Source organism: Martelella alba, assembly GCF_005217455.1.
In the GTDB taxonomy this organism is placed as follows: Bacteria; Pseudomonadota; Gammaproteobacteria; order Enterobacterales; family Enterobacteriaceae; genus Acerihabitans.
In genome coordinates this window covers 433922-446810 of the sequence record NZ_SZPQ01000001.1, presented here as the reverse complement: position 1 = coordinate 446810, position 12889 = coordinate 433922, and the positions used below count along the sequence as shown (strand labels likewise).

The 12889-nt window shown below is 47.9% G+C and carries 12 protein-coding genes; 7 read left to right on the top strand and 5 right to left on the bottom strand.

Going from position 1 to position 12889, the window contains the following annotated elements:
* The first annotated feature begins 658 nt into the window (after window positions 1-658).
* Both FCN80_RS26640 and FCN80_RS02130 read left to right on the top strand, forming a co-directional pair.
* On the top strand, window positions 659-1291 hold the full coding sequence (locus FCN80_RS26640) for a thiamine pyrophosphate-dependent enzyme (protein WP_230492432.1): 633 nt from the start codon (window positions 659-661) through the stop codon (window positions 1289-1291).
* Window positions 1292-2152: 861 nt separating this feature from the next.
* Window positions 2153-2335 carry a hypothetical protein gene (locus FCN80_RS02130; protein WP_230492431.1) on the top strand — a complete coding sequence of 61 codons (183 nt, stop codon included), beginning with the start codon at window positions 2153-2155 and terminating at the stop codon, window positions 2333-2335.
* A gap of 151 nt (window positions 2336-2486) precedes the next feature.
* On the opposite strand, the gene FCN80_RS02125 is transcribed toward FCN80_RS02130, so the two are convergent.
* The 5 genes from FCN80_RS02125 to FCN80_RS02105 form a co-directional block, all read right to left on the bottom strand.
* On the bottom strand, window positions 2487-3632 hold the full coding sequence (locus FCN80_RS02125) for an epoxide hydrolase family protein (protein WP_136988232.1): 1146 nt from the start codon (window positions 3630-3632) through the stop codon (window positions 2487-2489).
* Between the two features lie 425 nt (window positions 3633-4057).
* On the bottom strand, window positions 4058-4519 hold the full coding sequence (locus FCN80_RS02120) for a MarR family winged helix-turn-helix transcriptional regulator (protein WP_136988231.1): 462 nt from the start codon (window positions 4517-4519) through the stop codon (window positions 4058-4060).
* 31 nt (window positions 4520-4550) lie between these two features.
* Window positions 4551-5267, bottom strand: coding sequence for an SDR family oxidoreductase (locus FCN80_RS02115; protein ID WP_136988230.1), 717 nt, complete (start codon window positions 5265-5267; stop codon window positions 4551-4553).
* A 26-nt stretch (window positions 5268-5293) separates the two neighbouring features.
* Complete coding sequence (locus FCN80_RS02110; protein WP_136988229.1) at window positions 5294-6220, bottom strand: NmrA family NAD(P)-binding protein; 927 nt, start codon at window positions 6218-6220, stop codon at window positions 5294-5296.
* 571 nt (window positions 6221-6791) lie between these two features.
* Window positions 6792-7643: an SDR family oxidoreductase gene (locus tag FCN80_RS02105; RefSeq protein ID WP_136988228.1), complete on the bottom strand. Its 852-nt coding sequence runs from the start codon at window positions 7641-7643 to the stop codon at window positions 6792-6794.
* A 97-nt stretch (window positions 7644-7740) separates the two neighbouring features.
* On the opposite strand from FCN80_RS02105, the gene FCN80_RS02100 reads away from it, so the two are divergent.
* The 5 genes from FCN80_RS02100 to FCN80_RS02080 all read left to right on the top strand — a co-directional run bounded on the left by FCN80_RS02100 (window position 7741) and on the right by FCN80_RS02080 (window position 12614).
* Complete coding sequence (locus FCN80_RS02100; protein ID WP_136988227.1) at window positions 7741-8637, top strand: LysR family transcriptional regulator; 897 nt, start codon at window positions 7741-7743, stop codon at window positions 8635-8637.
* Window positions 8638-8954: 317 nt separating this feature from the next.
* A complete protein-coding gene (locus FCN80_RS02095) occupies window positions 8955-9521 on the top strand; it encodes a class I SAM-dependent methyltransferase (RefSeq protein ID WP_136988226.1) in 567 nt (188 codons plus the stop codon).
* Between the two features lie 39 nt (window positions 9522-9560).
* Window positions 9561-10214: a DedA family protein gene (locus FCN80_RS02090; protein ID WP_136988225.1), complete on the top strand. Its 654-nt coding sequence runs from the start codon at window positions 9561-9563 to the stop codon at window positions 10212-10214.
* 361 nt (window positions 10215-10575) lie between these two features.
* Window positions 10576-11244 carry a response regulator transcription factor gene (locus tag FCN80_RS02085; protein ID WP_136988224.1) on the top strand — a complete coding sequence of 223 codons (669 nt, stop codon included), beginning with the start codon at window positions 10576-10578 and terminating at the stop codon, window positions 11242-11244.
* A complete protein-coding gene (locus tag FCN80_RS02080) occupies window positions 11220-12614 on the top strand; it encodes a sensor histidine kinase (protein WP_136988223.1) in 1395 nt (464 codons plus the stop codon). Before FCN80_RS02085 ends, FCN80_RS02080 begins: the two co-directional genes overlap by 25 nt.
* Window positions 12615-12889 lie beyond the last annotated feature (275 nt).

The window sequence follows — 12889 nt, the reverse complement described above, 5'->3', positions numbered from 1 at the left end:
AACGAGATTTCTTACGTTTTTGAGTACCTATAATTGTTCCACTCTTCACAATCCGATGAGCCTCAGTATCTTTACGTCATGCCTTGTTTGAATCCCTGGCCCCGGCGCCGCCAATAGGGTGACGGCGGCGGCCACCGCCAATCGAATTCCCCCGTTGTTGTTGCCTGGCGATGTTTATGCCACACGCCAGCCCGATCAGGTACTGCAACAAACTGAACGTTCCCACAACCAGAGTATCACCACCAATGATGCCTTTCGCGCCGTCAGTCAATATTGGGAGCGGATTTGCCGCCCGGAACAACTGATGAGCGCCTGCATTAACGCAATGCGGGGGCGGGGCCCGCTATACCGATTTCACCCCCTCATCGAAATGGCTTTTTCAGAATCCCGCGGTGTCCTTTTTAAATCTGAACATTAACCGCTTCGATGCCGGTAAGCTCGACGGTTGCCAAGTGATCGCGGACGCGCGCGGCCAATTGCAAAGGGAACGTGAGCGCGTTTACGCCATTGATGTGATGGGAGGTACGTTCATCCCCGAGGTTAAAGACGCCTTGGATTACCCATCCGTTTTGGCCGAATTTAGGCGTATCACCGGTCCGATACTGGCGCAAAGCCGGGTACTGGGCATCATCACAATCATACGCTACCGGCGGATGCGGTGGCCGTCGCCGCCTCAGGCAGTTTACCCAAAGACTTGCAACGGATTTGGCGTACAACCGCGCTGCACGGTTATCATGTGGAATACGGCTATTCCTGTATGGGTTATGAAGTCAATGCGGCCCTAGGCGTGAAGATGGCCGAGCCGTCTCGGGAAGTTTACGCCCTGGTGGGCGACGGCGCTTTTATGGTGTCCCATTCCGAACTCATTACCTCTCTTCAGGAACGCAGTAAAATCAATGTGATATTGTTCGATAACATGGCCAACGGTTGCATCAATAATTTACAGTTAGGGCATGGCATGGGCAGCTTTTTTACGGAATTCCGTTTCCGCGATAACGACGCGCCACAATCGGCCGGCGCTATGATTCCGGTGGATTTCGCTAAAATAGCCGAGGGCTACGGCTGTAAGAGCTACCGGGTGACAACGGAGGAGGAATTGCGCCACGCGCTGGCCGACGCCGCGCGACAGCAGGCATCAACACTGATCGACATTAAGGTATTGCCGAAGACCATGCTGCATAATTATTTCAGTTGGTGGAGAGTCGGCAATGCACAGACCGCCGTGGATGCCGATATTCAAGCCGCGGCCCGCCGAGAGAACGAAAATATCTTCATGGCTCGCCAATACTGACCCTAGGACTTTTTCGGCCGGCATTGGCGTTTTTTTGCCGTTACCCGCGGTGATAGGGTACCAACCGGCGCCTGATTGAGGATTCTGCCGGGCGGCGGCAATGTCGCCGCTGTCTGGCGAGGTCACGAAAAACCAATAGGAATGCCACAGAATCCAAGCACCCGGCCGGCGGATCCATGTTGATTATTTTATTACGAAATTAAAATTTCACTGCTGCGTTAGCCCATAAAAACGAAAAAACCTCCAGCAAAACAGGCGACGCATCACTTCTCCATTCTGATGCCCTTTCCCTCCCCCTCTGACGGCGCCTTGATAATCCAATGAAAGCAGCCGAACACGGCTTGCATAATAATATTAAAAAACAACATATTAAAAATTTAAATCCCTTATTATCTCATTAGGGACAGTGTGACACAGGATGAGCGACGGAAATGATCGTTGAATATATGATCTTTATCTCAGAATAGAATATTTTTTCTGTATTAATTTTTATAAAATATATATTCTTTATTTAATGAAATGGGAACGTGACAAATGGGATTACCCGATCAGGCATAACACCCCCACGACAGCGTCTCGAGAGAGCATGGGCATGACGCTGAAGAAAGAAACAAATATCAGTACCAATGTTATCGCGATGCGGGGCGGCAGCCTTATGGCGGTCTCGGTTTTTCGCCTCGACCGCACTGGGGTTGTCCGGCGGCGCGCGATAGGTTTGCGTCATGGTAGCAAAGCAGGGGTCAACAGGGTGTTGGCAGGCCGCCTGGTTTTCCTGTTAGTCAACGTTACGCCACACGAGCTTTCCCCGGCGCGTCGCAACGCGCAGCCCCAATACCGACACCTATTTAAGGGAGATGCATTATGGATAAAGACAAAGTAAAACTCGCTATTGCGCCTATCGGTTGGACCAATGACGACATGCCGGAACTCGGCAAGGAAAATACCTTTCAACAAACCATCAGCGAGATGGCGCTGGCGGGGTTTACCGGCTGTGAAGTGGGTAGTAAATATCCTCGCGATCCGAAGTTACTGAAGGGTCAGTAATGGGAGAGTCCCCTCTCTTTTACGGCGCCATTATGGACTTATCGGAAATGGTTGAGCCTATTAAGCCACTGTATAAACCAAAAAGTGATCAGCGTTTTTCATACCCTCTAAGCAGACGCGGACGCTCTTCGCCGTCCGCCCCGCATTTTGGTTAGCGAAATTTCCTAAAAAAAGTTTTTAATTCGTTTGCATATTTTTCTGGATACTCCATCGCGGCGAAATGTCCCCCCATTTGGAGTTCAGACCAATAGCATAAATTGTATTTTTCGGATACCCAGTCACGGGGCGGTAGTAAGATATCATCTTTGAAACATGAAACGCCAATTGGGGTTTTGGGAGGAATATGTGATGGCAGTGTTGTGGTGTTGGCCCGATATACTGCGACAGAAGACCCAATCGTTTGAGTAAACCAGTACAGCGCTATATTGGTCAGAATATCATCTCGCTGGAAACGCTCAAACAAATCTGTTTTTTGGTTGCCCCATGAATTAAATTTCTCTACTATCCAAGCGGCCAGTCCAACCGGTGAGTTATTCAGCCCAAAAGAAAGGGTCTGAGGTTTTGTGGCCTGAATTGACATATAGCCACCCTCTTTCATCATCCAGTTACTGGCTTCTTTTTTATAATTTTGCTGTTCAGCAGTTAAAGAGTCAAGGGATTGGCTTGTTAATAAATCTCGTATAATGCCCACATCAACGACGTGAATGGCTCGCAGGTGTTCCGGGTAATATTGTGCAAGATAGCGTGTCACGCCTGAACCAATATCGCCGCCATGAGCAAAGAATGAATGATATCCCAGAGTGTTGGTCATTAATTTAAACCAGATATGTGCAATCTGTGCATTGTTAAGCGACTTACCGCCTGCACATGATGAAAATCCAAAGCCGGACAGTGAGGGAATGATCAGATCAAAAGAATCTTGCGCACGACCTCCATATCGTTCAGGATCATTAAGATATGGGATCAGTTTTATATAACGCATAAAGGAGTCAGGCCATCCATGCGTTAGAATTAACGGGACGGATGAAGAACCTTTCCCTTTTATATAAAAGTAATGAATATTGTGACCCTCTATTTCAGTCATGTATTGAGGGTATTGATTTATTAACCTTTCCTGTTCACGCCAGTCGTAACCATCTTCCCAATAATCCATCAAAGGCTTTAAAAAACGACTTGGCGTACCGCTATCCCAATCATGACTTGATACGGATCCCCATCTTATGTTAACTAACCTTTTTTTAAGATCATTGATATCTTCTTCTGGAATGTGTATTTTGAATGGATTTTGAACCGCCATTATAGCAACTCCACTTTTTATTTATGATTTATGCATATTCTTTGTTAAAGAATAAATCATAAAACTCAACTTTCCAACCTTGGTTTTGGGCTTTTTTGTGAACATTTTTTTGGGGGGGACCCAATGCCGGTCGTGAACATATGGGCCGGGGGGATTCAACCACCCATGGGGATATGGGCGGCTTAAACAATAATTTCAGTTGGTTCTATTCCATGCTAACCAGTACAGAAAAACACTGCCGCCATTTCCAATCCACTGCCGGAACCTGGATTTCTGTTCTTCAGTGAGCAATGACGCAGCCTGTGGTTTGGCATTCAACACCACGAACCTCCCACTTTTGAGCAAAGGCCATACTGGGAGATTATCGCCATTGGGAGAACCCGTATTGATAATTCACGGTTAAATATCGCGCCGATCATTGCCTGTTAATCATCGCTGGCAGAGGAGTTTTGTTTCCCGAGCACGACCTGTTTCAACTCATTGATCAGTTTTTGCGTAGTTTCAGTACCGTTCAATTGTTCGAATTCTTTTTGTGCCTGTTCCCAGAGAGGAAGCGCCGTATTGAACAGCCTTATGCCCGTAGAGGTAAGCTCAACGACGCGGCTTCTGCGATCGAGCGAAGAGGGTTTCACGGTGAGATAGCCGTCCTTTTCCAGAAAACCAAGCATTTTGCCCATTGCGGTACGTTCAACATCAATACGTTCTGCCAGGGCATTAACTGTGGCCGTTTCCATTTCGTACAGTGCGGCGAGGGTAAGGAACTGTGTAATCTTTAAACCAGAAGGCTCAAGATGAGCGTCATAGAAGCGTGAAATGCGACGACTCGCCTGCCGTATTACAGAACAATTACACTTATCAATTCCACTTTGACTGGTTGTGATTTTCACTTTCTTACCCTCGGTTTATTGCTGGCATGCATTACAAGCTTGCGAAATACTTTTCCGCCCCTTTGGGATTACTTCCCCAAAGAACTGAAACTTGCTTCGAAATCGGATCTGGGTAGATATCTTCCTGCCCGTCGATGATACCGTTAACAATTTCATTGGCCGTATCACCGGCAGAAGCCTTGGGCATATCCAGGTCCTCAGCCATATCAGTCGCAATCGGGCCAGGATAGACGGCAATGACATCGATATTCTTGGGTTGCAAGGTTTTTCTGGCGGCCAGCGTGGCTGAAAATAACGCGGCCTTGGATGCTGAATAACCCGCTATTCCCGCAATGGGAGCAAGACCGAGAACGCTGATGGTGTTGGCGATAATGCCGCCGCCATTTTTCTCAATAATGGCAGCAAATGCCTGCATCATTCTCACTGTTCCGAAGTAGTTGACATTCATATTGAAAAGGAGATCCTCAGCGCGCGTCGTCAGGATATCACCATAGTTCATGACTCCGGCATTATTATACAGAATATCGATGTCCCCGGCCTCCTGTACGGCGGAAGCCACCTCTTCTGGTTTGGTGATATCCAGTTGCAAACGCGCCACCCGGGCGTCGTCGAAATCGGGTAATGATGAAGGATTACGTGCGCCCGCAAAAACTTTTTTCGCCCCGGCGTTCAGAAATGAGCGAACCAGCTCTGCGCCCATACCCCGGTTTGCACCTGTGACCAGTATCGTTTTATCTTTGATAAGCATGTTGGTTTCCTCTGTACGGTTATTGTTCAGACATGTTGATTTTCAGGCAATGAAACAGGTTGTGTGGGATCGCTGTAGCAGGCCCGATACGTGTTGAAGAATGCCGGCATCAACAAAGGGGCAACGCCACTGATGACCTCAACATTATCATTGGTGCCATTGAAAATAGTGCCGCCCTGATAGTCCTTTGCAACCTCGACAAGATGTTGCACAAGGAATGGAGGAAATTTGTAGATATTTTCCATTTTTTCCTTGAAGTCCTCTATTGAGGTTGGGGCATATTCAATCTTGGTACCCAAAACCTCACTCATCACCTGTGCAATGTCGGCAAGGTCCATTTCGATCGGACCGTGCAGTGAGTAAGTCTTACCGCCATGACCGTAAGGTTTAGCCAGAATGGTTGCTATTACACGACCCTGATCTTCAGTCGCGATGGGAGCATGGCGGCCTTGGCCAAAAGGAAATTCGATTTTCTTCCGGGCCCAGATTTCCCGGGCAAACCAGGGGTAGATAAACCAGTCGGCAAAGAAGGTCGGGCGAAGATGGGTAACAGGGACATCCGACCAGTCAAAGACCCGCTCAGACACCCAGTGATCCTGAGCGGCATGGCTTGTCGCATCACGCCTGGCTGATTTCTGCGATAAATTAACCAGTGCCGTCACTCCCGCTTCTTTAGCCGCCTGGGCAAAGTATGCCGTTGCACTCAAAATCCCTGGCGCAATAGGATAAAGAAAGTAAGCTGACTTAATCCCCTCCATTGCGGCACGGATAGCATTAAGATCGGTGAAGTCGCCAAAAGCTATCTCAACCCCTTTTTTTCTCAGCGCCTGCGTGTTTTCATTTTCTGCGCGAACATAAGCCCTGACTGATTTTCCCATGTTCAAGAGTTCGTCAATGGTTGCTCCACCGGTACGCCCGGTCGCGCCTGTGATAAGAATGTCAGCTTTACTCATGTTGTAGCCACCTGTTGAGCGAATGGGAGATGATCAATAAAAGCATATGCTCTCATTTAATAAACAATATAAGAGCATATGCTCTCATTTGGCAAGCGAATTTCTCCACTTTCACTTGAAAATTTTAAATATATTTATATTTCATATAGATACAATTTATCTCGGCCTGGTGCTTTCAAAGGGAGGGTATTCTGCCTGCTGTGTTACTCTCCTCCCCGAAGCCCGTGCTGGCTCATCGAAGAGGCACTCGGTGGAAACAGGCCGCTCACGTTTATTCAGCGACCAAGGTTTTACAAGAAACGGGGGGCGCGTTCCATAATATGGACCTTACCCATAAACACTGCGCCGGCGGCAAACGGTGTGAAGTTACCAGTGTGAATACGGCGCGGGAATGTCTGACGGGACAGGGCGTCGGATCTGAGGATATTGACACAATCTAAATGGTCATTGCCTAGCCTAACACAACCGGTATTCCAGAATTCCTATCGCCGGGAATCGGGCTGTCCCGTCCCATGCGCCCCGAACGTTTACAAGGTTTGTAGCGCCACCTCTTGCGCGGGGGCCCAATACTTTATCGGGGACTCATGGTTTCCTCATCCTGGCGATCCGCACCGTATGCTACTGTTTTCAATGTTTTCAGCTCGTCCAGACGCGTCTTTAAGGCTGCTTCAATATGGCTATATGCGGTACTGCCCAACGGCAGGCGCAGAGGCGGATGGGCGGCGTCAGCAGCGGCTATCATTGCCGTGACGCATTTTCCCGCATCGCCTTTAATCGCAAACTCTCCAGATAACAGCGCCTTTCGCAGTTGCCCCACCGCCGTATTACGGTAAACCGGCAAGGCACCAGCGATATCCAGCCCGGCGCCAAATCTGGTCGCCGTCGGCCCAGGCTCTACCAGCAAAAAGTCGATACCCGATGCCGCCACTTCCTGGCGAACCGCTTCGACAAAGCCTTCTATCCCCCATTTACTGGCGTGATACACACTGAAGCCAGGGTAAGCGATTTGGCCGCCTTCCGAGGAAACCTGCACAATGCGCCCTCCCCCTTGCTGCCGCAAAAATGGAATCGCCGCGCGGATCAGTTGAATCGAACCGATCAGATTGGTGGCAATCTGCAGCTCAATTTGATCATCGCTCAGTTCTTCCGCCGCCCCGAACAAGCCGTAAGCCGCGTTACTCACCACAATATCAATCCGCCCCGCCTGAGCGAACGCCGACTCAACGGTGGGCTTGATGGTCGTTGTCATACTAAGGTCAAGCACCATCACCTGCAGAAGATCGCCATATTGTCTGCGCATGTCGTCTAAGGCGGCTTCACGCCGAACGCTCGCAAACACGCGATCGCCACGAGCCAGCAGCATTTCACACATCAGACGGCCCAGACCGCTGGATGCGCCGGTAATTAGCCAGGTTTTCATCATTGTCATCTCCGTTCAGTAAACCGATCGTTATCATAAAACGAATAATTGATGGCATAATCTCCACAAACTGGCATGAGATGGTGGTAATAATTCATCAATGAAGCGTCCTTCCTGGAACGAATTGCAAGCGGTGAAAACCATTGCCGAGCAGCGCAGTTTTCGTCGCGCCGCGGATGTGCTCGGGCTTAAACGTTCATCGCTCAGTCACACTGTCAAAGGCCTGGAGGCGGCACTTGGCGTGCGCCTTTTCCATCGTACGACCCGCAGCGTGGCACTGACCGAAACCGGTGAAATGCTGATTGCACGTCTGGCGCCTCTGCTAACCGAGATGGATGAGTTGCTAAACGACGTCACCGCCAGTGGTCATCAGCCTTATGGCACGCTGCGCATCACTGCCAGCGACGCAGCGATCCGCCTGCTACTGGAAACAATATTGCCAACGTTTATCCAGCAACAACCCGGGATTGAGATTGACTTAGTCGCCCAAGGCCAGTTGGTGGATATCGTAGAACAGGGGTTTGATGCGGGCATTCGGTTGATTGAAGATGTTCCTAAAGACATGGTGGCGATTCCTTTAAGCGGGCCGCTGCGCTTCGTGACCGTGGCATCGCCCGGTTACTTAACATGCCGATCCCAAATCCATCATCCCCAGGACATTATGCAGCACACCTGCCTGCGTCAGCGCTTACCGAGTGGTAAACGCTATCACTGGGAATATCATCTGAATAATCAGCATGTTGTGCTGGATGTGCCGGGCAACTTGACCCTGGACAGCAGTGCTATAATGGTAGTCGCGGCCGTCGCCGGATTAGGCGTGGCATATGTCCCGGAGAGCTACGCCCAGCCGTGGCTAGCCACACAACAGTTGGTTACCCTGTTGGAGGATTGGACGATTGCATCCCAAGGCATCGCGCTCTATTTCCCGCAAAATCGCCATATGCCCGTTGCATTGCGGCTGTTTGTCGACGCAGTAAAACAGCGCCATCTTAAATGACGGGAAAGTGTCTGTTAGACCCGGGGCGATTCAATTTTCAATATGGGGCATCGACTGGCCTGCCAGAGGGGGGATACCGTGATGCTCAATTTGAGCCATAGCATCATCAGAGTTTTCGATGGGGGTTGTCACCCATCCTGACGGGAGTGGCGGCTACGGCTTTACAGACCCCCCGGCCCCTGTCCCGTGTATCCTGAGTCACCCTAAGGAAGCTCTAAGTTTTCTTAACTATTATCGACAAATAAAAAATAACCCCAAGATGAAGGGCACATAAATGTACCATCCCAATTTCAACACTACAGGTAAGGAGTGTCAAAATGGTTAACATTGATATTCTTCTGAAAAGTCAAATAGGTTATATACGGCAGTTTGTCCGTTCACCCCGAACCTTTGGCACGCTGACGCCATCATCACCCTGGTTATGCCAAGCCATGTTATCGCAAGTCTCCTGGCAAAAAATCACACGGGTGGCTGAATTAGGCTCTGGGGATGGGGTGTTAACAAGACGAATACTCACGGCGATGCCCAAAGACGCTTCGCTTGATGCTTATGAAATAACACTTGACCTGGCACAATCATTGTCCAAAATCCAAGACCCACGGTTGAATGTGATTGCCAGATCCGCCGAAATCTTGGAGAAAAGGTACGATCTGATTTTTTCATGTCTGCCGCTTTTATCCTTGCATCAACGCACTCGCTTGCGCATACTTAAAAGTGCGGCAGGGCAACTTAATCCCGGCGGTACATTCATCCAATTTCAATACACTTCAGCCGCGGAAAAAGTGCTGTCTCGCTATTTTTCATGGGATAAAAAGCTGGAAATCCGTAATATACCTCCCGCCTGGGTCTATTACTGCAAGCCCGAAAGATGTTTTTACGCTTAAAAAGCGAAACGTTTTCTTTTCCCGAAGCCGGAGCACAGTATGCTGGGTATATTTTCCTCTGACCATTTTCAGCAAGTCATTCAGCAATACGGATTATGGGGATTACTCATTGTTATTTTGCTCGAAAGCATGGGGCTGCCTTTGCCTGGTGAAGCGACACTGATCGGAATGGCGGTGTATGCCGGAACAACTCATCATGTTTCTCTTACCAGTGTTATTGCCACTGCTTCTATTGCCGCTATTATGGGAGATAATGCAGGCTATTTTATAGGGAAGATTATAGGAACTCGCTTACTGCGCCATTATGGGAGATATATCCACATCAATGAAACCCGCCTACAAATTGGCGAGTATTTATTCCATCGACATGGTGGAAAAATAATTTTCTTCGGGCGTTTCATTACACTATTAAGGACCTTGGCCGCATTTCTTGCCGGTGCCAACCATATGCCATGGAGAACATTTTTCCTCATGAATACTCTTGGTGCAATCACCTGGGCTGTATTGTTTGGGTCCGGTTCTTATTTCTTCGGTGACAGGTTGTTTAGCCTAAATACGGAACTACGGATATTAATTATAGCATGTACGTTGATAGGGATTATTCTTAGTTTTCTATTTTTACGCCGCCATGAACAAGCGTTGGCAAGAAAAGCAAGAGCCGTGCTTTATGGCGGGTCTTACAAACAGGATTAGTTTTTTTACTAACGGAATGGATTCAATAAAAATAACATGCACATTACAATTTAGCACGATCCCCTCATGGCGCTGTTAGTACAACACGTATCAAGGAGATCGAACGAGGAGTCATGGTCTCCGCCCTGGATGTCGATGGTAAGCATACCCATCGGTGGAACGCATGATTTAAATTACTCTTATCAACACAATACCTTTGCAGGTGATGAAGCGGACTCATGCTCGATGTTTCAGAGAGGCATAAACGAATCTCAGTGCTTGATTGTTATGCAATATATGCTCACAATTGCAGTCACGTAAACTTGCAGGTACCTCGCACTCTGTTATTTTTAACCCATAACATGATTAAAAGGTTTCAGATATGCGTGTTCTCCTTGTTGAAGATGACCCGATGGTGGGAGATGCGGTTGCCAGTACCCTGAAAGATAACTCTTATGCCGTGGATTGGGTAAAAAATGGTAACGATGCGCTTACCAGTTTCAGCTTAGAGCACTACGATGTTGTCTTACTTGATTTAGGTTTGCCCGGTAAAGATGGCTTCTCCGTGCTCGCCGGAATCCGCAAGAATGCTTCATCTACACCTATCCTGATCCTAACAGCGAGGGATGCGCTTGAAGACCGCCTGCGTGGTCTGGACAGTGGCGCGGACGATTATATTCTTAAGCCTTTCGAATTAAGTGAGCTTCTGGCCAGGATTCGCGCTGTAGTAAGACGCAATACCGGCTCAGCCAACCCGATGCTAAGTAATGGCGAATTCACGCTGGACCCCGCAACACATGTGGTCACCGTTCATGCTTCACAACATCATTTCCAGTTATCGAACCGCGAATTCGCATTGCTGCAAGCGTTAATGCTACACCCCGGCAGGATACTCTCGCGCAGTAATCTGGAAGATAAAATATACGGCTGGGGCGAAGAAGTAGAAAGCAATGCAATTGAGTTTTTCATTCATGCATTGCGTAAAAAACTGGGACGGGATGCCATCAAAAATGTCAGGGGTGCCGGGTGGCTAGTTTCAAAAAACGGATAAAGAATTCCATCCAGGGCCAGTTAACGCTTGCACTAAGCCTGGCAATCATTATCATCGCGCTGATTTCTGGAGGACTGACTTTTGCTTCCGCCCTCGATGAGGCGCATGAGCTGCAGGACAGGATGTTGCAACAAATGGCCATCGTGATACAAAACGCCCCGGCGGCCAGACGCCCGCAGGAAAAGTGGTCGTTAGGGGTTGAAGATGATAAAGACGCGCGAATTTTTGTTGATGACTTATCCTTGTCGGGTTCTGAATGGAATGGGAATACAACACACTTTCATCTTTCTCCTGCCGTCACCACTGGCTTTCATAATATAGATACCCACAGTGAAACTTATCGGGTTTTGGTGACAAAACCATCATCAAAAAGGATGATAGCCATTGGTCAGCAAACCGATGTCCGCGATGATATTGCCTTTAAAAGTGCTTTGAGGACATTGATTCCGTTTTCCATCACACTACCCGTCCTCGTTCTTGTTGCCGTTTTACTTATCCGCCACTCATTAAAACCAGTAACAACACTGGCAAATGAAGTTCGGCAACGAGATGAAATCGATCTAACGCCTCTAACAAAAAAACAAATTCCTAATGAAATTTTACCCTTTATCTCCGGTATCAATAGGTTGTTAGGTAAAGTGGATTATGCAATGCAAGCGCAAAAACGTTTTATTGCTGATGCAGCACATGAACTACGGACCCCTATCACCGCATTAATCCTCCAGGCAGAACGTCTTTCTGGTTCGCCTATGTCGACAGAAGCCAGTGAGAGACTCATCGCTTTGCGTCTGGGACTAAAGCGGACAAAAAATTTATTAGAGCAGTTATTAGCATTAGCTCGTCAGCAACAAACCAACGATGGTCTTCTATATGAATGGATTTCAATAGATGATATTTTCCGACAGGTGTTGGAAACACTACTCCCCCTTGCACTGGAAAAAAAAATTGACATCGGCATATCTTCAACATCCCAATCGAATGTCAGTGTATTTACTGAAAAGAACGCACTCTATACGGCACTGAAGAATCTCACTGAAAATGCAGTTCGTTATATACCGGAAGGGGGACAAATAGACTTACACGTACATAAGACCGGCGCGCATTCCATCATTGCCGTTGAAGATAACGGGCCAGGGATTGATAAAGCGATGAGAACGCGTGTTTTTGATGCCTTTTACCGTATTGAAGGCGCAGCAGAAACAGGCTCCGGACTGGGGCTTTCTATCGTTCAAGCCTGTATCGCAAAAATGGGCGGGGTTATCACGTTACTCGATTCACCACATTTTACATCCGGTCTCATGGCCAAGATGGTCATTCCTGATAAAAAAACTGGAAACGCCTCAGTCTCCTCTAAGTATTCGAAACTATGATGGTTGCATACGCTATGGAGGAAATGATGACATTTACCAATTTAAACTTACTTATTTCTTTAATCTTGCCTGTATGCATATGCAAGAAATTTTACATTACAAAAGCAGTTCCAGCCAAAAGTAAGATATCATCTGAATCTAAACTAAGCCAGCATGAAAGAAGAGTCATTGCCGCGCGTTATATTTGCTAAAAACATGCTAATTTTTTTATTTTTTTCTCTTGCGCCATAATCAATGATAATCTTTGGGAATAACATCCGTTAATCAATTATTCA

Excerpts from the sequence above, each read along its gene's own strand:
- FCN80_RS02130 (WP_230492431.1), top strand. The coding sequence starts at position 2,153 with ATGGATAAAGACAAAGTAAAACTCGCTATTGCGCCTATCGGTTGGACC.
- FCN80_RS02125 (WP_136988232.1), bottom strand. The coding sequence starts at position 3,632 with ATGGCGGTTCAAAATCCATTCAAAATACACATTCCAGAAGAAGATATC.
- FCN80_RS02115 (WP_136988230.1), bottom strand. The coding sequence starts at position 5,267 with ATGCTTATCAAAGATAAAACGATACTGGTCACAGGTGCAAACCGGGGT.
- FCN80_RS02110 (WP_136988229.1), bottom strand. The coding sequence starts at position 6,220 with ATGAGTAAAGCTGACATTCTTATCACAGGCGCGACCGGGCGTACCGGT.
- FCN80_RS02105 (WP_136988228.1), bottom strand. The coding sequence starts at position 7,643 with ATGATGAAAACCTGGCTAATTACCGGCGCATCCAGCGGTCTGGGCCGT.
- FCN80_RS02100 (WP_136988227.1), top strand. The coding sequence starts at position 7,741 with ATGAAGCGTCCTTCCTGGAACGAATTGCAAGCGGTGAAAACCATTGCC.
- FCN80_RS02095 (WP_136988226.1), top strand. The coding sequence starts at position 8,955 with ATGGTTAACATTGATATTCTTCTGAAAAGTCAAATAGGTTATATACGG.
- FCN80_RS02090 (WP_136988225.1), top strand. The coding sequence starts at position 9,561 with ATGCTGGGTATATTTTCCTCTGACCATTTTCAGCAAGTCATTCAGCAA.
- FCN80_RS02085 (WP_136988224.1), top strand. The coding sequence starts at position 10,576 with ATGCGTGTTCTCCTTGTTGAAGATGACCCGATGGTGGGAGATGCGGTT.